General features: G+C 70.9%; 21 protein-coding genes. 6 read left to right on the forward strand and 15 right to left on the reverse strand.

The window, feature by feature from the left end:
* Positions 1–26: 26 nt before the first annotated feature.
* Positions 27–1,490: an amino acid permease gene (locus tag RQG84_RS04040; RefSeq protein WP_311208967.1), complete on the forward strand. Its 1,464-nt coding sequence runs from the start codon at positions 27–29 to the stop codon at positions 1,488–1,490.
* On the opposite strand, the gene RQG84_RS04045 is transcribed toward RQG84_RS04040, so the two are convergent.
* The 10 genes from RQG84_RS04045 to RQG84_RS04090 form a co-directional block, all read right to left on the reverse strand.
* Positions 1,487–2,164, reverse strand: a complete 678-nt coding sequence (locus RQG84_RS04045) for a class I SAM-dependent methyltransferase (protein WP_311208968.1) — start codon at positions 2,162–2,164, stop codon at positions 1,487–1,489. The genes RQG84_RS04040 and RQG84_RS04045 overlap by 4 nt on opposite strands.
* 61 nt (positions 2,165–2,225) lie before the next feature.
* Positions 2,226–3,092, reverse strand: a complete 867-nt coding sequence (locus RQG84_RS04050; protein ID WP_311208969.1) for an ABC transporter ATP-binding protein — start codon at positions 3,090–3,092, stop codon at positions 2,226–2,228.
* A complete protein-coding gene (locus RQG84_RS04055; RefSeq protein ID WP_311208970.1) occupies positions 3,089–4,132 on the reverse strand; it encodes an iron ABC transporter permease in 1,044 nt (347 codons plus the stop codon). Before RQG84_RS04055 ends, RQG84_RS04050 begins: the two co-directional genes overlap by 4 nt.
* Entirely contained in the window at positions 4,129–5,184 is a 1,056-nt protein-coding gene (locus RQG84_RS04060) for an iron ABC transporter permease (RefSeq protein WP_056557018.1), read from the reverse strand. Before RQG84_RS04060 ends, RQG84_RS04055 begins: the two co-directional genes overlap by 4 nt.
* A complete protein-coding gene (locus RQG84_RS04065; protein WP_311208971.1) occupies positions 5,181–6,173 on the reverse strand; it encodes an ABC transporter substrate-binding protein in 993 nt (330 codons plus the stop codon). The genes RQG84_RS04060 and RQG84_RS04065 overlap by 4 nt, the downstream gene beginning before the upstream one ends.
* Before the next feature lie 161 nt (positions 6,174–6,334).
* Positions 6,335–7,828 carry an alanine/glycine:cation symporter family protein gene (locus tag RQG84_RS04070; protein WP_311208972.1) on the reverse strand — a complete coding sequence of 498 codons (1,494 nt, stop codon included), beginning with the start codon at positions 7,826–7,828 and terminating at the stop codon, positions 6,335–6,337.
* A gap of 109 nt (positions 7,829–7,937) precedes the next feature.
* Positions 7,938–10,124, reverse strand: coding sequence for a 3-hydroxyacyl-CoA dehydrogenase NAD-binding domain-containing protein (locus tag RQG84_RS04075; RefSeq protein ID WP_311208973.1), 2,187 nt, complete (start codon positions 10,122–10,124; stop codon positions 7,938–7,940).
* Between the two features lie 20 nt (positions 10,125–10,144).
* Positions 10,145–11,359 (reverse strand): acetyl-CoA C-acetyltransferase, encoded by a 1,215-nt coding sequence (locus tag RQG84_RS04080; RefSeq protein ID WP_311208974.1) that lies wholly within the window; start codon positions 11,357–11,359, stop codon positions 10,145–10,147.
* A 108-nt stretch (positions 11,360–11,467) separates the two neighbouring features.
* The gene (locus RQG84_RS04085) at positions 11,468–12,094 is read right to left on the reverse strand and encodes a hypothetical protein (RefSeq protein WP_311208975.1); all 627 of its coding nucleotides are present in this window, start codon (positions 12,092–12,094) and stop codon (positions 11,468–11,470) included.
* The gene (locus tag RQG84_RS04090) at positions 12,082–12,678 is read right to left on the reverse strand and encodes a thermonuclease family protein (protein WP_311208976.1); all 597 of its coding nucleotides are present in this window, start codon (positions 12,676–12,678) and stop codon (positions 12,082–12,084) included. The genes RQG84_RS04085 and RQG84_RS04090 overlap by 13 nt, the downstream gene beginning before the upstream one ends.
* Positions 12,679–12,752: 74 nt before the next feature.
* Between RQG84_RS04090 and RQG84_RS04095 the strand changes: the two genes are divergently transcribed.
* Complete coding sequence (locus tag RQG84_RS04095) at positions 12,753–13,481, forward strand: MerR family transcriptional regulator (protein WP_164468786.1); 729 nt, start codon at positions 12,753–12,755, stop codon at positions 13,479–13,481.
* A gap of 192 nt (positions 13,482–13,673) precedes the next feature.
* Positions 13,674–14,636: a TerC/Alx family metal homeostasis membrane protein gene (locus tag RQG84_RS04100; RefSeq protein ID WP_311208977.1), complete on the forward strand. Its 963-nt coding sequence runs from the start codon at positions 13,674–13,676 to the stop codon at positions 14,634–14,636.
* A 64-nt stretch (positions 14,637–14,700) separates the two neighbouring features.
* Here the strand turns inward: RQG84_RS04100 and RQG84_RS04105 are convergent, their stop codons facing one another.
* Both RQG84_RS04105 and RQG84_RS04110 read right to left on the reverse strand, forming a co-directional pair.
* Entirely contained in the window at positions 14,701–15,843 is a 1,143-nt protein-coding gene (locus RQG84_RS04105) for an acyl-CoA dehydrogenase family protein (RefSeq protein ID WP_311208978.1), read from the reverse strand.
* Between the two features lie 33 nt (positions 15,844–15,876).
* Complete coding sequence (locus RQG84_RS04110; protein WP_311208979.1) at positions 15,877–17,028, reverse strand: CaiB/BaiF CoA-transferase family protein; 1,152 nt, start codon at positions 17,026–17,028, stop codon at positions 15,877–15,879.
* Positions 17,029–17,105: 77 nt separating this feature from the next.
* Here RQG84_RS04110 and RQG84_RS04115 point away from each other — a divergent pair, with 77 nt between their 5' ends.
* Complete coding sequence (locus RQG84_RS04115; protein ID WP_311208980.1) at positions 17,106–17,894, forward strand: alpha/beta fold hydrolase; 789 nt, start codon at positions 17,106–17,108, stop codon at positions 17,892–17,894.
* Here RQG84_RS04115 and RQG84_RS04120 read toward each other — a convergent pair.
* Positions 17,891–18,673, reverse strand: a complete 783-nt coding sequence (locus RQG84_RS04120; protein ID WP_311208981.1) for an AraC family transcriptional regulator — start codon at positions 18,671–18,673, stop codon at positions 17,891–17,893. The two genes, RQG84_RS04115 and RQG84_RS04120, sit on opposite strands and share 4 nt — an antisense overlap.
* Before the next feature lie 50 nt (positions 18,674–18,723).
* Between RQG84_RS04120 and RQG84_RS04125 the strand changes: the two genes are divergently transcribed.
* Positions 18,724–19,140 carry a DUF2000 family protein gene (locus RQG84_RS04125; protein ID WP_311208982.1) on the forward strand — a complete coding sequence of 139 codons (417 nt, stop codon included), beginning with the start codon at positions 18,724–18,726 and terminating at the stop codon, positions 19,138–19,140.
* Between the two features lie 37 nt (positions 19,141–19,177).
* Positions 19,178–20,287 carry an FAD-dependent oxidoreductase gene (locus tag RQG84_RS04130; RefSeq protein ID WP_396135238.1) on the forward strand — a complete coding sequence of 370 codons (1,110 nt, stop codon included), beginning with the start codon at positions 19,178–19,180 and terminating at the stop codon, positions 20,285–20,287.
* Here RQG84_RS04130 and RQG84_RS04135 read toward each other — a convergent pair.
* Both RQG84_RS04135 and RQG84_RS04140 read right to left on the reverse strand, forming a co-directional pair.
* The gene (locus RQG84_RS04135) at positions 20,265–21,248 is read right to left on the reverse strand and encodes an adenylate/guanylate cyclase domain-containing protein (protein WP_311208984.1); all 984 of its coding nucleotides are present in this window, start codon (positions 21,246–21,248) and stop codon (positions 20,265–20,267) included. The genes RQG84_RS04130 and RQG84_RS04135 overlap by 23 nt on opposite strands.
* Before the next feature lie 17 nt (positions 21,249–21,265).
* Positions 21,266–22,294 (reverse strand): LacI family DNA-binding transcriptional regulator, encoded by a 1,029-nt coding sequence (locus RQG84_RS04140; protein WP_311208985.1) that lies wholly within the window; start codon positions 22,292–22,294, stop codon positions 21,266–21,268.
* Positions 22,295–22,299 lie beyond the last annotated feature (5 nt).

Consider the following 22,299-nt stretch of genomic DNA (forward strand, 5'->3'; position numbering starts at 1 on the left):
GCAATCGTCGGGTGCAGGATCACCCGGTGAGCCTCTTCCGCACCAAGTCCGTCGAGCGGTCCATCGCCGAGACCGACGAGCCCGACCACCGGCTGAGGAAGGACCTCTCCGCCTGGGACCTCACGGTCTTCGGCGTCGGGGTCATGATCGGCACCGGCATCTTCGTGCTGACCGGCCAGGAGGCCTACCGGAGTGCCGGTCCCGCGATCGTCATCTCCTTCGTCCTCGCCGGAATCGCCTGCGCGCTCGCCGCGGTCTGCTACGCCGAGTTCGCCTCCACCGTGCCCGTCGCGGGAAGCGCGTACACGTTCTCCTACGCGACGCTGGGCGAGCTGATCGCCTGGATCATCGGGTGGGACCTCGTGCTCGAGCTGGCGCTGGGCGCGGCGGTCGTGGCCCGCGGCTGGTCGGCCTACCTCCAGTCGCTCCTCGACCTGCCGACGTGGCTCGCCGGTGACGCGGCCCGTCCCGACTTCGGTGCCATCGCCATCGTCGTGGCCCTCACCGCGCTGGGCGTGTTCGGCACCAAGCTCTCGGGTCGGTTCACGAGCGTGCTGGTCGTGGTGAAGGTCGCCGTGGTGCTGTTCGTGGTCGTCGCCGGCCTGTTCTTCATCAAGGCCTCCAACCTCACGCCGTTCGTGCCGCCGTCGAAGCCCAGCTCGGGCGAGTCGGGGCTGGACTCCACGCTCCTGCAGACGATCTTCGGCGTCGAGCCGACCGTGTTCGGCATCTACGGCATCATCGCCGCCGCCTCCGTGGTGTTCTTCGCGTTCATCGGCTTCGACATCGTGGCGACGTCGGCCGAGGAGACCCGCAACCCGCAGCGCGACATGCCGCGCGGCATCCTCGGCTCCCTCGCGATCGTCACCGTGCTCTACGCGGCCGTCGCCTTCGTCGTCACCGGCATGCTCAAGTACAGCGACGACCGGATGAACACCGCCGCCCCGCTCGCCGAGGCGTTCTCGGCCAACGGCCTGGAGTGGGCGAGCAAGATCATCTCCGTCGGCGCGGTGGCCGGGCTCACGACCGTGGTGCTGGTGCTCATGCTCGGCCAGGCCCGCGTGCTGTTCGCCATGTCGCGCGACGGCCTCCTGCCCCAGGGCCTCGCCAAGGTGCACCCGCGCTTCGGCACCCCCTACAAGATCACGATCATCACCGGTGCTTTCGTGGCCGTGCTGGCCGGCTTCGTCCCGCTGTCGGAGCTGAGCAAGCTCGTGAGCATCGGCACGCTGTTCGCGTTCGTGGTGGTCTCGGCGGGCGTCATCGTGCTGCGCCGCACCCGGCCCGACCTCGACCGCTCCTTCCGGGTGCCCGGCGTCCCGCTGGTGCCGATCCTCGCGATCGCCGCGTGCATCTGGCTCATGGTGAACCTGTCGGTCGAGACCTGGCTGCGGTTCCTCGTGTGGATGGTGCTGGGCGTCGTCCTCTACTTCGTCTACGGACGCAGCCACTCGCGCCTGGGGCGCGACCAGGCGGCCGGGAAGGCCTAGGCCGGCTTCACGCCGGCGTGGAAGACGCGTACGTTCTCTCGCCAGCCGCCCAGCGCGTCGAACGGCAGGGGGTCCTCTGCCGCCTTCTTGCGCACGTCGCGACGTCGCTCGGTCGCGTCGAAGCCCTGGTCGATCGTGTCGGTGCCGCGCATCAGGAACGCGAGAGCCTCGGGCGTGTAGCGCCAGTAGTCGATCGGGCACGGGTGGTAGCGCCAGCTGAACAACGTCGAGGTGTAGACGAGGCCCCCGGGCCTGAGGATCCGCACGATCTCCTCGCCCGCGCGCCACGGCCGGTCGATGTGCTCGAAGACGTCGACGCTGAGCACCACGTCGAACGACGCGTCGGGGATCTCGGGGCAGTGCGTGATGTCGCCGATGATGACGCCCGGTCCGGTCTCGGCGAGGTCGAGGTTGAGGTACTCGAAGCGGTCGGCGTCGAACACCCGGTGACGCGGGTGCCCTCGGCCGCCGATCTCGAGCACGCGCCCGCCGGGGACGCCGGACTTGTCGAGCACGAGCGCGAGGTGCTCGTTGATCCGGTCGTCACGCACGGACCCGTCCTTCCACGCGTCGCGCAACCGGTCGAGCTCGACCAGCTCGGGGTCGCGCGGCGGCTTCGGTGGGGGCGGTGGCGTCCAGATCCGACGGGCGAGGCGTTCGCGTAGTCCGGCCATGCCTCGCACGCTAGGGCGCGGTCGTGAACGTGCCATGAGCCCTGGACGAACGTCGACCGACTCAGACGGCGGCCGGCGACTCCGCCTCGGACGTGAGCCCGCCGACGTGGTGACGGCTGCGCGGCACGACGAGCGGCGTGCCGCTCACGGGGTCGGGGACCACCTGGCAGGCGAGCCCGAACACGTCCTCCACCACGGCCGCGTCGATGACGTCGGACGGGCTGCCCTCCACGACGATCTCGCCGTGCTTCATGGCGATGATGTGGTCGGCGTAGCGGAACGCGAGGTTGAGGTCGTGCAGCACCATGGCGATGGTCTTGCCGTGCTCGCGGTTGAGGTCGGTGAGCAGGTCCAGCAGCTCCACCTGGTGGTTGATGTCGAGGTAGGTGGTGGGCTCGTCGAGGAGCAGCAGGTCGGTGTCCTGCGCGAGTGCCATGGCCACCCAGACGCGCTGGCGCTGGCCGCCCGACAGCCCCGTGATCGGGCGGTCGGCGAGGTCGGCGGTGCCGGTGGCCTCCAGCGCCTCGGCGACGGCTGCGTCGTCCTCCGGGCTCCAGCGGCGGAACCATCCCTGGTGCGGGTAGCGGCCACGACCCACCAGGTCGGCCACCGTGATGCCGTCGGGCGCGACCGGCGTCTGTGGCAGCAGGCCGACGATGCGGGCGACGTCGGTGGAGCGCTGCTCGTGCACCGACGTCCCGTCGAGCAGGACGGTCCCGTGGCGCGGCTTGAGGAGCCGGGCGAGGCCTCGCAGCAGCGTCGACTTGCCGCAGGCGTTGGCGCCGACGATGACGGTGATCCGGCCGGGCGGGATCTCCACGTCCAGGTGGGACACGACGTCGGTCTCGGCGTACCCGAGCGTGAGGTCCTGAGCCCGGAGGTCATGGGTGCGGGGGCCATGGGTGCGGCCGGTGCTGGTGGTGGTCATCCTCCGCGTCCTTCCCGGTTGACGGTGGCGAGCAGCCAGATGAGGTAGGGGGCGCCGACGGCGCCGGTGATCACCCCGGTGGGCAGGGCGACGGGCAGGGCGTGCTGCGCGACGAGGTCGGCCAGGAGCACGATGACGGCACCGACGAAGGCGGCCGCCGGCAGGCTGGCGGCGTTGCCGACGAGCCGGATCGCGATCGGTCCGGAGATGAGCGCCACGAAGGCGACGGGGCCGGCCGCGGCGGTGGCGAGCGCCACGAGCACGACCGACAGCGCGAGGAGGACGAGCCGCGATCGCTCCACGCTCACGCCGAGCGCCGACGCCGCGTCGTCGCCGAGCTCGAGCGCGCCGAGCCGCCGCGACAGCACGAGCACGACCGGCAGCAGCACCGCGACGCCGATCAGCAGCGCGCGCAGCTCGAACGGGCCGGCCGAGCCGACCGAGCCCACGAGCCAGGTCATCGCCTCGCGCGCGTCGCTCAGCTCGGCCTTCGCGATCACGTAGCCGGTGAGCGCCACGAACAGCTCGGACAGGCCGATGCCGATGAGGATGAACCGGTAGCCGGTGATGCCGTCGCGCCAGGCCAGCAGGTACACCGCGATTGCGGCGAGCACGGCCCCGAGCAGTGCCATGCCCGACGTCGCGACCGCACCCCACGTGGAGAACAGGATCGTCGAGACGGCGAACAGGCTGGCGCCACCGGAGATGCCCACGAAGTCGGGCGAGGCCAGCGGGTTGGCGAGCAGCCGCTGGAAGACGAGGCCCGCGACGCCGAGCGCGAGGCCCACGCCCACCGCCGTGGCGGCCGTGGGCAGGCGCAGGTCGAGCACGATGAAGTCGACGCTCGGGTCGTCCGTGAGCCGGAAGACGCTCCCGACCACCTCCCAGGCGGTGAGCCGGAAGGTGCCGATCATCATGGTCGCCACGAACAGCGCGAACGCCAACGCCGCGAGACCTGCGGTGATGGCAGTCGTCCGGGCTCGGTGGCCGCGGCGCTGCGCGCGGACCGCGTCGCGCAGGGGCGTGGTCGCGGCGCTCACAGCTGGGCCAGGTTCTTGTAGCGGACGAGCGCGATGAACGCGGGCGCACCGAGCACCCCGAGCACCACGCCGACCTGGAGCTCGCTGGGGCTCACCAGCACCCGTCCGAGCACGTCGGCCGACAGCAGGATCACCGGGCTCAGCAGCAGGGTGTAGGGCAGGATCCAACGGTAGTCGGGTCCGCAGATCGCCCGGGCCACGTGCGGGACGATCAGCCCGACGAACACGATCGGTCCGCAGGCCGCGGTGGCGGCGCCGCCCAACAGGGCGACCGTGACGAAGATGACCACCCGCGTCAGGCGCACCCGCTGGCCGAGGGCCACGGCCAGGTCGTCGCCGAGCGCCAGCCCGTTGAGGGCACGACCCAGCAGCATCGCCACGACGATGCCGGCCACCAGGAACGGGTAGGTCTGCTCGAGCACCGGCAGGTAGCGGCCGCTGAGCGAGCCGACCTGCCAGAAGCGCAGCTCGTTGAGCGCGCCGACGTCGGTCATGGTGATGCCGGTGGTGACGGAGTAGAGCGCGGCGCTCACGGCGGCGCCGGAGAGCGCGAGCTTCACCGGCGTGGCTCCCTCACGGCCGAACGACGCGACGCCGTAGACCACCACGGTGGCGATGCCGGCCCCCGCGAAGCCCACCCACACCGACGCGGACTGGCTGATGCCGTCGAGGACCATGACGGCCACGACGATGCCGGTGGCCGCACCCATGTTGATGCCCATGATCCCGGGGTCGGCGAGGGGGTTGCGCGTGACGCCCTGCAGCAGCGCACCCGCCAGACCGAGGGCCGCCCCGACGAGCAGGCCGAGGAGGGTGCGTGGCACCCGCAGCTCCCGGATGACCGTCTGCTCGGCCGACGCCCGGTCGTAGTCGGTGAACGCCGTCCAGATCGTGCCCAGACCCACGCCGCGTGCACCGATGGTGATGCTGACGAACGTGACGACCGCGAGCACGCCGAGGAGCACGAGCACGCCCACGCCGAGGCCCGCCGCCGACCGGTGCCGGGGCGCGGGCGCCTCGGTGGACGTCGAGCGCTGGAGCGTGGTGCTCACGTGAAGTCCGGGTCGGCCTTCTCGACCACGTCGCTGAGGATGTCGAGCTGCTCGGCGTAGGCGCGGTACGTGCTGATCCAGAAGGCGGGCCACGGGGTGACCGCCCCGGCCTCGGCGGCCTTGATCTTCGTCCACGTGGGCTGCTTCGCGACGATCTTCATGGCCTGGTCGTAGGTGCGGTCGTCCATGAGGATGAGGTCGGGCTGGTACTTGTCGGCGTTCTCCCACGACAGGTTCTCCCAGTACGGGAAGTCTGGGTCCGGGGAGTCCGGCACGGTGATGTCGAGCCCGTAGCGGCTGAAGTCGGCCAGCTCGGCGGAGTGCTTCGGCACCGCGACGTAGAGCAGGTCGTCGGCGGGCGAGACGCCGAGGACGGACAGGCCCTCGGCCTTCGCCACGGTGTCCTTGAACCGGTCGCGCGCCGCCTCGAACGTGGCCTTGTCGGTGGCGATCTGCTCGGAGTCGAGGTCGGCGCCCAAGGACTCGGAGAGCTCCTCGAAGCCGTCGAGCATCTCCTCGACCGACTGGTCCGCGGTGGGTCCGACGACCTGGGCCAGCTTGGCGACCTTCTTGCTGTCCTCCTCGACGCCCTCCTCGAAGCCGCCGTACGCCTTCTCGGTGCTCCAGTAGGTGGTGACGATGAGGTCGGGCTTCAGCTGCGCGGCCTTCTCGGCGTCGATCTGGCCCCAGGTCTCGCCCAGGATCGGGATGCCCGACACGTCGACGCCCTTCAGGGCCTTGGTGTCCTCGAGGGGCTGGTTGATGAAAATGCCGACGGGCTCGATGCCGTGCGCGATGAGCGCGGCGGCGGCCTCTCCCTGCGCGATGATCCGCTCGGGCATCTTCTCCGCGGTGTAGGTCTTGCCGTCGCCGGAGGTGTAGGTCCAGGCGTTCTCGCCCGACGCCTCCCCGCTCTCGGTGGTCATGCCGCAGCCGGCGAGCACGAGGGCGGCCGCGGCGGCCAGGACGATGCGGGAGCGCAGGGTCATCGGGAGTCCTTTCGGGACGATTCCGAAGGACACACTAACTTAGGCAAGCCTCATCTTCACACGCGAGGTGAGGGTCGTCACGTCTCAGCCCCGCTCCGGAAGACCATCGCCCGCCCGCCGACGGCGGGCGATGGTGTGCCGGGACTCGGGGACGCCTCGACTCAGGAGTCCGCGCGCACCAGCCGGTCGGCCTTCTTGTCCGCCCAGTACTCGCGCACCTCCCGGCGCACCACCGGCAGGAGCAGGTAGAGGCCGAAGATGTTGACGAGTGCACAGAGGAACAGCATCGAGTCGGCGAGCGTGATCACGTCGCTGAGCGTGACGACGGAGCCGAACACGGTGAACACGCAGAAGATCACCTGGAAGAGGCGCTCGGTGAACTGCGAGCGGCCGAACAGGTGCGTCCAGGCCTTCTGCGTGTAGTAGGCCCACGTGATGAGCGTCGAGAAGGCGAACAGCGCCACCGCGATCGCCAGCACGTACGGGAACCACGGGACGACCGTCTCGAACGCGTCCGAGGTGAGCACCACGCCGTCGGGGTTGGGTGACTCACCGGCGGCCACCGCGGCCTTGCCGTCGAGCCAGCTCTGCGGCTCGGCGATGACGATGACGAGCGCGGTCATGGTGCAGATGATCACGGTGTCGATGAACGGCTCCAGCAGCGCCACGAAGCCCTCGCTCGCCGGACGGCTCGTCTTGACCGCCGAGTGGGCGATGGGCGCCGAGCCGACGCCGGCCTCGTTCGAGAACGCCGCGCGCTGGAAGCCGATGATCAGGACGCCGACGACACCGCCGGTCACGCCCTCGGGCGAGAACGCACCGGTGATGATCTGGCCGAACGCGTCGGGCAGGTTGGTGATGTTCGCGCCGATCACCACGAGGCAGGCGGTGACGTAGACGATGGCCATGGCGGGCACCAGCTTCTCGGTGACCCGGCCGATGGACTTGATGCCGCCGATGATCACGAGGCCCACGAGCAGGGCGAGGACGATGCCGAACGCGAGCGCCGCACCGTCGGAGCCGAGGAAGCCGTCGTCGCCGCCGGTCACGTTCTTGGCCTGGGCGTACGTCTGGTTGGCCTGGAACATGTTGCCGCCGACCGCACCGAAGAAGAAGATCGCGACGGCGAAGATGCCGGTCAGGACCGTGGCCGCCGCCGCACCGAACCGCTCGAACGCGATGGGCAGGTAGCGGAAGGGACCACCGCTGACGGTGCCGTCCTCGTGCTCCACGCGGTACTTCACGCCGAGCGTGCACTCCACGAACTTGGTGGCCATGCCGAGCAGGCCCGCGACGATCATCCAGAAGGTCGCACCTGCACCACCCAGGGTCACCGCGACGGCGACACCGGCGATGTTGCCCAGACCCACCGTGCCGGACACCGCCGACGCGAGCGCCTGGAAGTGCGAGACCTCGCCCGGGTCGTCCTTGCTGCCGAACTTGCCGCGCACCAGCTCGATCGCGTGTCCCACGCCCCACGTCTGCGGGCCGCGGAAGGCGATGGTGAAGACCAGTGCGCCCGCCACGAGCCAGAACACGATGAGCGGGAACGCGACCCCGCCGATCGTCAGCTCGAAGAAGATGATCCCGGAGACGAAGTCCGCCACGGGGGCGAAGAATCCGTCGATGGCCTGTTCGATCCCGGTGACGTCCATCGGGCCACTTCAGCGGAAGTGGCTACGTGACGCAAGTCCTACACCGGATCGTCACCTCATGACGAGGCCCCCACGACCGCAGGGTCGTGGGGGCCTCGTCGAGGTGTGGTCAGGCGAACTTCTCGCCGTTCTTCGCCTTCTCCAGCAGCAGCGCCGGGGGCTCGAAGCGGTCGCCGTAGGTGGCGGCCAGCTCCTGCGCGCGACGCGTGAACGCCTCGACGCCGATCGAGCCGTCGGCGGCCTCGTAGCCGTTCACGTACTGGATCGCGCCACCCTGCAGGGCCGGGAAGCCGATGCCGAAGATGGAGCCGATGTTCGCGTCGGGCACCGTGCGCAGCACGCCCTCCTCGAGGCACTTGATCGTCTCGAGGCTCATGCGGAACGTCAGACGCTCCTTGAGGTCCTCGAAGTCGGGCTGCGTGTCGGCCGTCGGGAACTGCTCCCGCAGGCCCGACCAGAGGCCGACGCGCTTGCCGTCCTCGTAGTCGTAGAAGCCCGCACCCTTGAGGCGTCCCGGCCGGCCCAGCTCGATCATCGTGTCGATGATCTGCTCGCCCGGGTCGGAGACCCACGTGCCGCCCTCGGCCTCGACGGCCGCCTTGGACTCGTTGCGGATCTTCGTCATCAGCTCGAGGTTGAGCTCGTCGCTGAGCTGGAGCACCGGCGCGGGGAAGCCCGCGATGGTGGTGGCCCGCTCGATGGAGACCGGGTCGACGCCCTCGGACAGCATGCCGATGCCCTCGTTGACGAAGGTGCCGATGACGCGGCTGGTGAAGAAGCCGCGGCTGTCGTTGACGACGATCGGCGTCTTGCGGATCTGCTGCACGTAGTCCAGCGCACCGGCGATCGCGGCGTCGTCGGTCTGCTCACCGGCGATGATCTCCACGAGCGGCATCTTGTCGACCGGGGAGAAGAAGTGGATGCCGATGAAGTCCTTCGAGCGCTCCACACCCTCGGCCAGGCCGGTGATGGGCAGCGTCGACGTGTTCGAGCCGAGCAGGGCGTCGGGCTTGACGACCTTCTCGATCTCGGCGAAGACCTCGTGCTTGAGCTTGACCGACTCGAAGACGGCCTCGACGACGAGGTCGCAGCCCTCCAGGTCGGCGTAGTCGTCGGTGGGCGTGATGCGCGCGAGGAAGGCGTCGACCTTCTCCTGCGTGGTGCGACCGCGCTCGAGCTTCTTGGCCAGCAGCTTCTCGCTGTAGGCCTTGCCCTTCTCGGCCGCCTCGCGCGAGACGTCCTTGAGCACGACCTCCATGCCCGCCTGCGCCGAGACGTAGGCGATGCCCGCGCCCATCATGCCGGCGCCGATGACGGCGACCTTGGTGAACTTCTTCGGCTCCACGCCCGCCGGACGCGAGCCACCGGCGTTGATCGAGCCGAGGTCGAAGAAGAACGCCTGCGTCATGTTCTTGAACTGCTGGCCGACGAGGAGCTCCACCAGGTAGCGGGACTCGATGCGGCTCGCGGTCTCGAAGTCGACCTGCGCACCCTCGACGGCAGCCGCGAGGATGTTGCGCGGCGCCTTGTAGGGAGCGCCCTTGGTCTGCTTGCGCAGCATGGCCGGGAACGCGGGCAGGTTGGCGGCCAGCTTCGGGTTCGACGGGGTCCCACCGGGCATGCGGTAGCCCTGGCGGTCCCACGGCTGCGTGGCCGCGTCGGCGTCGCCCTGGACCGACTCGATCCACGCCTTCGCTGCGGAGAGCAGCTCGTCGGCGGGGACGATCTCGTCGATCAGGCCGATCTCCTTGGCCTTGGCCGGCTGCATGCGCGGACCCTGGAGCAGGATGTTCATGAGCGCGTCCTGCAGGCCGAACATGCGCACGGTGCGGGTCACGCCTCCGCCGCCGGGCAGCAGGCCGAGGGTCACCTCGGGCAGACCGACCTCGAGCCGGACGTCGGCCGCGATGCGGTGGTGCGCCGCGAGCGCGATCTCCAGGCCACCGCCGAGCGCGGCGCCGTTGATGGCGGCGACGACGGGCTTGCCGGAGGTCTCGAGCTTGCGGAGCGTGGCCTTGATGCCCTCCACGTTGTCGAACAGCTTCTGAGCGTCGGCCGGGGTGGCCTGCGTCATGAGCTTGAGGTCGCCACCGGCGAAGAAGGTCTTCTTCGCCGAGGAGATGATGACGCCCTTGATGCTGTCGGCGTCGGCCGCGATCTCGTCGACCAGGCGGTCGACGGCCTTGGCCATGGACGACGCGTAGGCGTCGTTCATGGTGTTGGCGTTCTGGCTGGGGTCGTCGAGGATGAGGTTGACGATGCCGCCCTCGACCTCGTAACGCACTGCTTCAGTCATGGTCTTCTTCTCCTGGGGGGTCAGATGCGCTCGACGATGGTGGCGATGCCCATGCCGCCGCCGATGCACAGCGTGGCCATGCCGTAGCGCTTCTCGCGGCGGTGCAGCTCGTCGACGAGCGTGCCGAGGATCATCGCGCCGGTGGCGCCGAGCGGGTGGCCCATCGCGATGGCGCCGCCGTTGACGTTGGTCTGCTCGTGCGGGTAGTCGCCGAGGTCGCGCATGAGCTTCATGGCGACGGCGGCGAAGGCCTCGTTGATCTCGATCAGGTCGATGTCCTCGATGGACAGGCCGGCCTTGTCGAGCGCCTTGCGGCAGGCGGGGCCGGGGCCCGTCAGCATGATCGTCGGCTCGGAGCCGATGACGGCGGTCGAGACGATGCGGGCCCGGGGCGTGAGCCCGTGACGCTGGCCGGCGTTCTCGTTGCCGATCAGCACGAGGGAGGCACCGTCGACGATGCCGGAGCTGTTGCCGGCGTGGTGGACGTGGTTGATCTTCTCGACGGTCGTGTACTTCTCGAGCGCGACCGCGTCGAACCCGGCGAAGTCGCCGAGGTCCTTGAACGACGGCTTGAGGCCCGCGAGGGACTCGGCCGTCGTTCCCTCGCGCACGAACTCGTCGTGGTCGAGGATCGTCATGCCGTTGACGTCCTTGACGGGGATGACGGAGTTCGCGAAGTAGCCGTTGGCGATCGCCTTGGCGGCGCGCGCCTGCGACTCGGCGGCGAACTGGTCCACGTCGTCGCGGCTGAAGCCCTCGAGGGTCGCGATGAGGTCGGCGCCGATGCCCTGGGGCACGAAGTCGGTGTCGAGCGCGGTCCGGGGGTCCATCGCCCAGGCGCCGCCGTCGGAGGCCATGGGCACGCGGCTCATGGACTCGACGCCGCCGGCGACGATGAGGTCCTCCCAGCCGGACTTGACCCGGGCCGAGGCCTGGTTCACCGACTCGAGGCCGGAGCCGCAGAAGCGGTTCAGCTGGACGCCGGCGACCTGCTCGCCGAAGCCGGCCGCGAGCACGGCGGTGCGGGAGATGTCGGCGCCCTGGTCGCCCACGGGCGAGACGACGCCGAGGACGACGTCGTCGACCTGGTTGGCGTCGAGGTCGGGGTTGCGGGTCTGGATCTCGTCGAGCAGCCCGTTGAGCAGCGAGATCGGCTTGACCTCGTGCAGGGAGCCGGTCTTCTTGCCGCGTCCGCGCGGGGTGCGGATCGCGTCGTAGATGAATGCCTCGGTCATGTCAGTGTCCTCAGTGTCCTTCGTGTAGAACCTTCGGTGCCGATTGTGACACCACAACTGTCAGAGTTGCTAGGGGCCTGCCGGATCGTGACGCGGGTCACGCTGCACTCAGCGTCGCACGGCGTAGGTCTGCGTGACCGTGATCTGCCACAGGAGCGCCTGCCCACTGGCCTCGACCTCACGGCGCACGTCGGCCCCGAAGTCGTCCGTGTCCTTCTCCCCCACGGTGCCGCCGGTCAGGTCACCCACGGAGACGATCGACCTCGGCCCCGGCTGCTCTGGGCTCACGGTCGAGACGTCGACGCCGCGCGACCCGCAGCGGAAGCTCGACCCCGGGAGCGACCCCGGCTCCGACTGCACGCCCTCCCGCCAGTAGCGCGCGGCCACGTCGAGACCGCCGCGCATGGCGCTCTCACAGCCGGCGTCGGCGAGGCGGTCACTCAGGTCGTCGATCGCCCCGGCGACGTCGGAGCGGGACGCGGCAGCAGGCACGATCCAGGACCGGCCCAGCGTGCAGGCCGAGTCGACCTCACTCACCTTGGAGCTCTGCTGCCCCTCCTGGCAGATGTCCTGACGTGCCTCGGCGATCGGCGCGCCGAGGCCCCAGGCGTCCGGCGCCAGCTCCTCGACCTTGGCCTCGGCGTCGGCGCGCTGCTCCTGCGTCGGCGGGGTCGGCTCCGGGTCGCTGCACCCCGCGAGGAGGAGCAGCGCGAGGACCGCGCTCAGGACCCGCACGCGCCCCACAGTCCGGTCTTCGCCTTCTCGGCCTTGTCCTCGGCTGCCGTGACCTGCTTCTCGTACGGCGCGAAGGTGGCGTCGTCACGCAGGGTCGCGGCACCGTCGGCCAGCTGGCTCTCCTGCAGGAGCTCGCCGTCCTTCGTCCACACCCAGGCCAGGGCGCGACCCCGGCGGTCGTCACGACCGGGCTTGACCCAGATGCGCTGCGAGGACTCCGAGAGTCGCTTCTCGAGGGACTCCTTGGCCTCCTCGGCGTAGCACTCCTGGCGGTAGCTGGCGCCCGGTGTGTCGACCCCGTAGAGCCGCACCGTGACGCGGCCGTCGCCGTACGCCTCGAGCCCCTTGTCCGCGTAGCGGGACGTGGTGACGACCGTGGCGGTGAACGTGCCGCTGTCGGCCACGTTCCGGACGCGCATCTCGATCGCGTCGTACGGACGGTCCGCGCCCGAGGACGACTCGGACGACGATCCCTTCGTCGCCCCGGTGATCTTGTCGGTGAGCCCGGTCGCCCAGAGCACACCTCCCAGCACCAGGACGACCACCATGAGCAGTGCCGAGTTCTTCCCCGAGAGCTTGTCCATGTCAGGGACCGTAGTGGAACGAACGCCTCATTCGCATCCGTCGATCTCGCATGCCGGGTACTACGCTCTGCCGGGTGAGTCCTCAGGCAACGGAGACGATGAGCGTGGAGCAGCTCGCCACGCGCGTCGACATGACGGTCCGCACGGTCCGGTTCTACGCCGGGCGCGGTCTGATCCCGCCGCCGCGCCGGGAAGGTCGCAACGGCTACTACGGCCCCGACCACCTGGCCCGCCTCGAGCTCGTCAAGGAGCTGCAGGCGCACGGCTTCACGCTGGCGGCGATCGAGGGCTACCTCGAGCAGATCCCGGCCGACGCGACGCCCGAGCAGGTGGCGCTGCACCGCACGCTGCTCGCGCCCTGGACGCCCGAGATGCCCGAGACGCTCGACCGGACGATGCTCGAGAAGCGCGCCGGACGCCAGCTGAGCGACGACGACCTCGAGGTCCTGGTGGCCATCGGCGTGGTCGAGCCCACCCCGACCGAGGACGTGTTCCGCCTCGCGCCGGCCCACCTGGCCGTCGGCATGGGTTTCCTCGACGCAGGCCTGCCGGTCGACGCCGCGCTCGCCGCGCGGCGCATGGTCACCGAGCACGGGCGCGCGCTCGCGATCGAGCTGACCGAGCTGTTCCGCACGTCCGTGTGGCCCCAGCTGGTGGCGTCGGGCCAGCCGCCCGAGCTGATGACCGCGATGATCGAGCGGTTCAAGCCCTTGACGGTGCAGGCACTCGTCACCGCGTACGAGGAGGCCGTCGACGACGAGAAGCGTCGGACCGTGCGGCGCAAGGCCAACGACCGCGACTGACGTCACGTCCGCTCGCGCTGCGACGTTTCGCGGCAGTCGGTAAACTCGTGCACATCGAAGGGAAGTATCCCGTCGACCTGAGTGCGTCAGCACGGTCCGGCCATCCGGATCCGCACCAGGTGGCCCTCCCGGGTGGAGAAACCTTCGCGATCCCTGTCAGACCTGACACTGCACCGCGAAGGACGTTCCCCCATGCCTCTCGGCACCTCCCTGGACTGGACCCTGCTGTTTGCCGCCCTGGCGATCCTGCTCGTCGTCGACCTGATCCTCGTGCGAGCCCGCGACGACATGCCGCCGCGCGTGGCCGCGATCTGGAGCATCGTCTGGATCGCGATCGCCCTGGCGTTCGGCGGCGTGCTCTACCTGTTCGGCACCACCGAGCAGTCCACGACCTACCTCGCCGGCTACCTCGTGGAGAAGTCGTTGTCGCTGGACAACGTGTTCGTCTTCCTCGTCGTCTTCGGCGCCTTCGCCATCCCGACACCGAAGCGGGTGCGCCTGCTGACGTACGGCATCGTGCTCGCCCTGGTGCTGCGGCTGATCTTCATCCTGGTGGGTGCCGCCGCGCTCGACGCCGCCTCCTGGCTGACCTACCCGTTCGCCGCGCTGCTCGCCTGGACGGGCCTGCGGCTGTGGCGTCACCGCAACGACCACGACGGTGACGAGAAGCTGATCGAGGGCGTCAAGAACCGCATGACGATCGCCGAGGGCGACCACGGCGACAAGCTCCTCGCGAAGGTCGACGGCAAGCGCATGCTGACCACGGCCGGCGCCGCGCTCGTGGCCATCGCCGTCGTCGACATCATCTTCGCCGTCGACTCGGTGCCCGCGATCCTCGGCATCACCACCGACACCTACGTCGTGTTCGCCGCCAACGCGTTCGCGCTGCTGGGCCTGCGGCCACTGTTCTTCCTCGTGGCCGAGCTCGTGGCGCGACTGCGCCACCTCAAGGCCGCGCTCGCCGCGCTGCTCGTGTTCATCGCCGCGAAGATGACCTACGGGGAGATCTTCGGCAAGGTCGGGCCCGAGTGGTCGCTCGGTGGCGTGGTGCTGATCCTCGGCGCCGGCGTGCTGGCCTCCCTCCCCTCCTACCGCCGCGAGAAGGCGGAGGAGAAGGACGCCGCCGTCCAGGAGGGCGAGGAGCCCCTGGTCTGAGTGTCTGCGCTCCCCACGACGACGGCCGCCACGCAGTGCGTGGCGGCCGTCGTCGAATGAGGGGTCAGAGGCCCATGCCGCGCCCGATGATCTCCTTCATGATCTCGGTGGTGCCGCCGTAGATCGTCTGGATGCGGGTGTCGAGGTACGCCTTGGAGATCGGGTACTCGCTCATGTACCCGTAGCCGCCGTGCAGCTGGAGGCACTTGTCGACGGTCTTCTTCTGCAGCTCGGTGGTCCACCACTTGCCCATGGCGGCGTCGGAGACGGTGAGGTCGCCGCGGTTGTGCTGCGTGATCGACTCGTCGACGAAGACCTGCGCGATCCTCGCCTCGGTCTCCAGCTCGGCCAGCACGAAGCGGCTGTTCTGGAAGGAGCCGACGGGCTTGCCGAACGCCTTGCGCTCCTTGACGTAGTCGAGCGTCATGTCGATCGCGGCGCGGCACGCGGCCGCGGCGACCACGGAGATCGAGAGACGCTCCTGCGGCAGCTTCTCCATCAGGTAGATGAAGCCCTGGCCGGGCTCACCGATGAGGTTCTCCTTGGGCACGCGCACGTTCTCGAAGTAGAGCTCGGCGGTGTCCTGGGCCTTCAGGCCGATCTTGTCGAGGTTGCGACCGCGCTCGAAGCCGGGCGTGCCCCGCTCCACCGCGATGAGCGAGAAGCCCATCGCGCCGGCCTCGGGGTCGGTCTGGCAGACGACCAGCACGAGGTCGGCGTTGATGCCGTTGGTGATGAAGGTCTTGGAGCCGTTGATGACGTACTCGTCGCCCTCCAGCACCGCGCGGGTCTTGATGCCCTGCAGGTCCGAGCCGGTGCCCGGCTCGGTCATGGCGATGGCCGTGATCATCTCGCCGCTGCAGAACTTCGGGAACCAGCGCGCCTTCTGCTCGTCGGTGGCGTAGGAGAGCAGGTAGCCGGACACGAGGTCGGTCTGGATGACGAAGCCGATGCCGCTCGCCCCGACGCGGGTGATCTCCTCGGACAGGATCGCGTTGTAGCGGAAGTCGTCGATGCCGCCTCCGCCGTGCTCCTCCGGCATCATGAAGCCGAGCAGGCCCAGCTCGCCGGCCTTCTCCCAGACCTCGCGGGGGACGATGCCGTCCTTCTCCCACTGGTCGTGGTGCGGAGCGACCTCCTTCTCGCAGAACGTGCGGACGGTGTCGCGGAAGGATTCGTGGTCGGCGTCGAAGATGGTGCGCTTCATGGGGTCCTCTTTCGGTGCTTGCGAGATGGTCGGTCAGGCCTGGACGGCGACGCCGTCGGCGATGAGGGACTCGACGTCGTCGATGCCCCAGGCGGTCAGTGCGTCGCGCGTGCTGGCGCCCGGTGCCTCGGGAGCCGAGCCGAGGCGGGCCTCGGTGCGCGAGAAGCGCGGGGCCGGCGCGGGCTGCGTGGTGCCGTGGTGCTCCACGTAGGTGCCCCGCGCGACGTTGTGCGGGTGCTCGTAGGCCTCGGCCAGCGGGAGCACCGGGTGCACGCAGGCGTCGCTGCCCTCGAAGACCTCCACCCACTCGGCCTGGCTGCGGGCGGCGAACCGCTGCTCGATCCGCTCCCTCAGCTCGGGCCAGCGCTCGAGCTCGTACTGGCCGGGGAGGTCGCCTCCCAGGAGGTCCGTGAACGCGGCGAAGAACTGCGGCTCCAGGGGGCCGACGGACATCCAGCGCCCGTCGGAGGTCTCGAAGACGTCGTAGAACGGGGCGGCCCCACCGAGCAGGTTGGTGCCGCGACGCCCGTCCCAGCTGCCCGACTGCTGCATCGTGACGGCCATGGTCATGAGGTGGGCGGTGCCGTCGGTGATGGCGGCGTCGACGACCTGGCCCTCGCCCGTGCTGCGCGCGTGCAGCACCGCGGCCAGCACGCCGGCCACCAGGTAGAGGGAACCGCCGCCGAAGTCGCCGAGCAGGTTCATCGGGAACGTCGGCGCGTCGCCGGGTCGGCGGCCGATCGGGTCGAGCGCACCGGCGACGGCGATGTAGTTCATGTCGTGGCCCGCGGTCTGGCTGAGCGGTCCGTCCTGGCCCCACCCGGTCATGCGGCCGTAGACGAGCGCGGGGTTGCGGGCCAGGCAGGCGTCGGGGCCGATGCCGAGGCGCTCGGTGACGCCGGGACGGAAGCCCTCGAGCAGCACGTCGGCGGACTCCACGAGCCGCAGCACGGTCTCGACGCCACGGGGGTCCTTGAGGTCCAGCGCGACGGAGGGACGGCCGCGGCCGAGCAGGTCCTGCTCGGGGGTCGTGAGCTGGAGGCCACCGCCGCCGGGGCGGTGCACCCGGACGACGTCGGCGCCGAGGTCGGCGAGCATCATGGCCGCGAAGGGACCGGGGCCGATGCCCACGATCTCGACGACGCGCACGCCCTGCAGGGGCCCTGAACCGGAGTTGATCGTCACAGCACCATTGTGACAGTTCTACTGTCACGATGTCGAGAGGGTGTCGAGATACCGTCGGTATGTGGCACCATGCTGCCGTGCATCCTGATCTCGCCTACACCCGACGCGGCACGCCCGGCGCTCCCCCGCTCGTCCTCCTGCACGGCATCGGCCACCGTCGCCAGGCCTGGGACCCGCTCCTGGACGACCTCGCCCGCGACTACGACGTGATCGCCCCCGACCTGTCCGGGTTCGGCGAGTCCCCCGCCTTCGCCGGCGGCGTCCGGTACTCGATGGAGAACGCGTGCGAGCACATGCTCGACCAGTTCGAGCGGTGGGGCATCGCGAAGCCGCACGTCGTGGGCAACTCCCTCGGTGGCGCCATCGCGCTCGAGCTCGGTTCGCGCGGCCTCGTCTCGTCGGTGACGGCGCTCAGCCCCGCCGGGTTCTTCGGCCCCGTCAACCGGTTCCAGGCGCTCGTGCCGCTGCTGCTCATGCGGTTGTCGGCGCTGCTCACCCCGGCACGACTGCTCCAGCGCCTGGCCGCAGACCTGCGCGGTCGGCGGGCCATCGGCGCGATCCTCTACGCCCGTCCCGAGCGCCACGACGCCGACCACACCTACGGCGACTCGCTGGCCCTCAAGCACGCGACGGCCTTCGAGCGCACCGCACGGGAGGGCGTCACCTACCGCTTCGCGAGCCAGGTGCCGGTCCCCACCACTGTCGCGTGGGGCACGAAGGACCGCCTGCTGCCCTACGCCCAGGCCGCCGTGGCGAAGTCCCGCCTGCCGCAGGCCCGCCACGAGCCCTTGCCCGGCTGCGGTCACGTGCCGATGGCCGACGACCCCGAGCTCGTCCTGAGGCTGATCCGCCAGACCGCGGTCTAGGCCGACCCGGCGAAGCGGGCGGGCGTGGTGCCGACGGTCCGACGGAAGTGCCGGGTGAGGTGCGCCTGGTCCCAGAACCCGACGGCGGTGGCGACCTCCGCCGCGGGGACGCCGTGCAGCAGCAGCGACCGGGCGCGGTCCACCCGTCGACCGACGACGTAGCGGTGCGGCGGCAGGCCGTAGGCCCGCTGGAACGCCCGCGCCAGGTGCGCCGGTGAGCGGCCGAGCAGACCGGCGGCCTCCTCGAGCATGATCCCGTCGACGACGTGGTCGTCGAGCACGTCGCGCAGCGCCCGCGCGGCCGGGACGTCGGCAGCAGCGGGGATCGCCTGCCGGCCCGAGCCGAGCACGACGTCGCGCAGACCCAGCAGCAGCGACTCCGCCTGCCAGGTGTCCTCGGGTCGGGCGAGCACCTCGTGGAGCTCCTCGGTGAGTGCCCGGGCCGCGGCCCCGGGCAGCACCGGACGGTCCACGGCGTGGCCGGTCACCGACACCGGCAGCCAGGCGGCGTCGAGGTAGAGGACCCGCTTGCGGAAGCCGTGGTCCTGCGAGGCGGACCGACCGTCGTGGGTCACGTGCGGCGGCAGCAGGCTGACGTGTCGCTCGGGCGCCGTGCGGGCGTGCCGGTCGAGGTCGTACGCGACGCACCCCTCGTCGATCAGCAGCACCGTCCAGGTGTCGTGGGTGTGCGCCGGGTACGCGTGCGAGGTCATCGTCGCGTGGAACACCTCGCGGACCAGGGGTGCCTGCGGCGCCCACGCCCGCACCTGCTCGGCCATGTCAGGAACGTACAAGACCGCGCCCGGGTCGGGGGCGGATCGTGGTGGCCATGGAGGACATCCGCTTCGACACCAAGATCGCCGTCGTCCTGCGCGACGACCTGCTCCCCTGGCAGGAGCTCAACGTGACCGCGTTCCTCGTGAGCGGGGTCGCCGCGAACCCCGAGCTCCTCGGCGAGCCGTACGAGGACGCCGACGGGCAGCGCTACCTGCCACTGCTGCGCCAGCCCGTCGTCGTCCTGACCGCCGACGCCGCGACCCTCTCGCGCGCCCACGCGAAGGTCGTGTCCCGAGGGCTGCCCCTCGCGATCTACACCCACGAGATGTTCTCGACCGGCCACGACGCCGCCAACCGCGCGGCCGTCGCGGCCGTGCCGACCGACGCGCTCGACCTCGTGGGGATCGCGGTGCACGGGCCGAAGAACGCGGTCGACAAGTCGCTCAAGGGTTCCCGGCTGCACGGCTGACGGGCATAGACCCGGGCCTTCCGGCGTTCCCGTGGACGTGGAGGTCCTCGAGAGCGTGGTGATCGGTGCCGGCCAGGCTGGTCTCTCCACGTCGTACCACCTGGCCCGACGTGGGGTGCGGCACGTCGTGCTCGACGCCGACGACGCGCCGGGCGGTGCGTGGCGGCACCGCTGGGACGCGCTCACCATGTCCGACGTGCACGGCGTGGCCGACCTGCCCGACGCGCCCGTGCCCCCGGCCGAGGGTCACGAGCGGGCCAACGTCTTCGTGCCCGCCTACTTCGCCGCGTACGAGCGGGCGCACGACCTGCCGGTCGAACGACCGGTGGCGGTCGACCGGGTCGAGTCGGTGCCAGGAACGGGGGACGACCTCCTCGTCGTCCACGCCGGTGACCGCACCTGGCACACCCGGACCCTGGTGAACGCCACCGGCACCTGGCGGCGGCCGTTCGTGCCGCGCTACCCCGGTCAGGAGGTCTTCGCCGGCGAGCAGCTGCACACCGTCGACTACCCCGGCCCGGAGCACTTCCGCGGCCGGCGCGTCATGGTGGTCGGCGGCGGCGCCTCGGCCGTCCAGTTCCTCGGCGCGCTGCGGCCGGTCACCGACACCCTGTGGGTGACCCGCCGCGAGCCCGTGTGGCGCACCGAGCCCTTCGACCCCGAGGCGGGCCGCGAGGCCGTGGCGATGGTCGAGGAACGGGTCCGGGCCGGGCTCCCCCCGCGCAGCGTCGTGAGCGTGACCGGGCTGATGCTGCGCGAGCAGGAGGCCGAGGCCGAGCGGCTCGGCGCCTACGAACGGTTGCCGATGTTCGACCGGCTCACCGCGGAGGGCGCCTGGTGGGGCGACCACCCGGCGGGGGTGCCGGGCCGCGGGCGGCAGACGACGAGGTTCGAACCCGTCGACGTGATCCTGTGGGCCACCGGCTTCCGCCCCGACGTCGACCACCTGGCGCCGTTGCACCTGCGCTCACCGAGGGGTGGCATCCAGCTGGGCGCCACGCTCGCCACGTCCACGACGGCCACCGCCGACCCGCGGGTGCAGCTCGTCGGCTACGGACCGTCGGCCTCGACGATCGGGGCGAACCGGGCCGGGCGCGCGGCCGCCAACGCGGTGGCGCGGACGCTCAGCTCTCGCGTGGACGCTTGAGCGCCCACGGCTCGAGGTGCTCGTAGCCCTTGACCGAGACCCGCCGCGTCCGGCGCAGCCGGAAGTCGTCGTGGTCGAGCAGCTCGGCGAGGTCGTGGTCGACGAGGACGCGCGCCGGGCGCGCCACCGAGGTGAGCCGCGCAGCGATGTTGACCGTCGAGCCGAACACGTCGCCCAGCCGGGCGAGGACGGGGCCGTGGGCGAGCCCGACGCGGACGTCGGGGAACTGCTCGTCGGCCTCGGCCCGCTCGACCAGCTCGAGCGCGAGCAGCGCGGCCTCGGTCGGGTCGTCCACCGTGAACAGGGCCTCGTCACCGATGGTCTTGATCACCTGTCCGCCGTGCTGCACGACCAGCTCGGTGACGACGCGTTCGAACCACTCGACCATTGCACCCAGCGCGCGCGGACTCATCTGCCGGCTGCGCGAGGTGTACCCGACGATGTCGACGAACCCGACGACGAGCTGGCGCTCGGACTCCGACCGCACGTCGCGCAGCGCGATCCGTGACGCGGTGGCCAGCAGGTGCCGCCGCCACACGTAGCCCTGCACCTCCTCGACCATCGGGATCACCTCGGCGAGCACGTCGAGCGGCGGCTGTCCACCGTCCTCGGTCTGCAGCACCCCGAGCAGGAGCCGCGTCTGCCAGTCGGCGAGCCGGGCGAAGGTGCGCCCGAGCGACCGGACGAACTGCGGCAGCCGGTCCTCCTCGAGCACGCCGAGGTCGATGAGCCGCTTCGTGACCTTCAGCGCGGCGACGTCGGCCTCGGTGAACGCGACCTTGTCGTCCTCGACCTCCGGGAAGCCGAGGTAGCGCCACAGGTCGTTCGCGAGGTCGAGGTCCATGCCGGAGCGCTCGGCCACCTCGCGCTGCGTGAGGGTCGGTCCGCCGTCGAACAGGAAGTCGGCCGCGACGTCGATGAGCAGGCTCGGGTCGAACGCTGGCTGGTCGGACGTGCTCACGCCCGCATCGTAGGGGCTCAGGCGCTGTCGCGGGAGACCAACGCGGGAGGGAAGACGACCTGCTCGGCCTCGCGCTCCCCGACGTCGGCGAGCTGGTCGAGCAGCAGCCGGGTGGCCCGTTCCACCATCTCGCCGACCGGGTTGCGCACCGTGGTGAGGGTCGGGGAGGTCCGCTCGGCCACCTCGAGGTCGTCGTAGCCGACCACGGCGACGTCGCCGGGGACGCTGCGACCCGCCTCGGCGAGGGCGCGCAGGGCGCCCGCCGCCATCAGGTCCGAGGCGGCGAACAGGCCGTCGAGGTCGGGGTGCTCGGCGAGCAGCGCACGAGCCGCGGCAAGGCCCCCGGACTCGGTGAAGTCGCCACGCCGCACGGCCGAGGCCGACAGACCGGCACCCTCCACGACCTCGCACCACCCGGCGAGCCGGTCGGCGCCCGCGGCCATGTCCGCCGGTCCGGCGATCGTCGCGAGCCGACGCCGCCCGCCGTCGAGCAGTCGCTGCGCCGCGAGCCGTCCACCCGCGACGTTGTCGGTGTCGACCCACGACAGGGTCTGCACCGCGGCCCAGGGCCGACCCACGAAGACCGCCGGGAGGCCGAGCCCGCTGAGGTGCTCGGCCAGCCGGTCGTGCCGGTGGTGCGAGACGACGAGGGCGCCGTCGATGTTGCGTCGGCTCAGGTACCGCAGGAGGCGGCCCTCCTCGCCGGGGCGGGCGAGCAGCAGCACGAGCTGCAGGTCGCGCTCGTCGAGCACGCGGTTCACGCTGCGCAGCGTGTGGCCGAAGAACGGGTCGGCGAACACGCGCTCGTCGGGCTCCGGCACCACGAGCGCGACCGAGTCGGTGCGACGCGTCACGAGGCTGCGCGCGGCCGGGTTGGGCCGGTAGCCCAGGGTGCGGACCGCCTCCTCGACGGCGGTCAGCGCCCGTGGCGACACCCGATGACCGCCGTTGATGGCGCGCGACGCGGTGGCGCGTGAGACGCCCGCGAGCCGGGCCACCTCGTCGAGCGTCGGGGCACCACCGGGTGCCGTCAGGTCCTCGCTCACCCGTC

Origin of the sequence: Aeromicrobium sp. WCS2018Hpa-31 (assembly GCF_031843905.1) — a bacterium.
In the GTDB taxonomy this organism is placed as follows: Bacteria; Actinomycetota; Actinomycetes; order Propionibacteriales; family Nocardioidaceae; genus Aeromicrobium.

What these genes read in the sequence shown, in the direction of transcription:
- RQG84_RS04045 (WP_311208968.1), bottom strand. Translation starts at nt 2,164, where the DNA reads ATGGCCGGACTACGCGAACGCCTCGCCCGTCGGATCTGGACGCCACCG.
- RQG84_RS04050 (WP_311208969.1), bottom strand. Translation starts at nt 3,092, where the DNA reads ATGACCACCACCAGCACCGGCCGCACCCATGGCCCCCGCACCCATGAC.
- RQG84_RS04065 (WP_311208971.1), bottom strand. Translation starts at nt 6,173, where the DNA reads ATGACCCTGCGCTCCCGCATCGTCCTGGCCGCCGCGGCCGCCCTCGTG.
- RQG84_RS04070 (WP_311208972.1), bottom strand. Translation starts at nt 7,828, where the DNA reads ATGGACGTCACCGGGATCGAACAGGCCATCGACGGATTCTTCGCCCCC.
- RQG84_RS04075 (WP_311208973.1), bottom strand. Translation starts at nt 10,124, where the DNA reads ATGACTGAAGCAGTGCGTTACGAGGTCGAGGGCGGCATCGTCAACCTC.
- RQG84_RS04080 (WP_311208974.1), bottom strand. Translation starts at nt 11,359, where the DNA reads ATGACCGAGGCATTCATCTACGACGCGATCCGCACCCCGCGCGGACGC.
- RQG84_RS04090 (WP_311208976.1), bottom strand. Translation starts at nt 12,678, where the DNA reads ATGGACAAGCTCTCGGGGAAGAACTCGGCACTGCTCATGGTGGTCGTC.
- RQG84_RS04100 (WP_311208977.1), top strand. Translation starts at nt 13,674, where the DNA reads ATGCCTCTCGGCACCTCCCTGGACTGGACCCTGCTGTTTGCCGCCCTG.
- RQG84_RS04105 (WP_311208978.1), bottom strand. Translation starts at nt 15,843, where the DNA reads ATGAAGCGCACCATCTTCGACGCCGACCACGAATCCTTCCGCGACACC.
- RQG84_RS04120 (WP_311208981.1), bottom strand. Translation starts at nt 18,673, where the DNA reads ATGGCCGAGCAGGTGCGGGCGTGGGCGCCGCAGGCACCCCTGGTCCGC.
- RQG84_RS04125 (WP_311208982.1), top strand. Translation starts at nt 18,724, where the DNA reads ATGGAGGACATCCGCTTCGACACCAAGATCGCCGTCGTCCTGCGCGAC.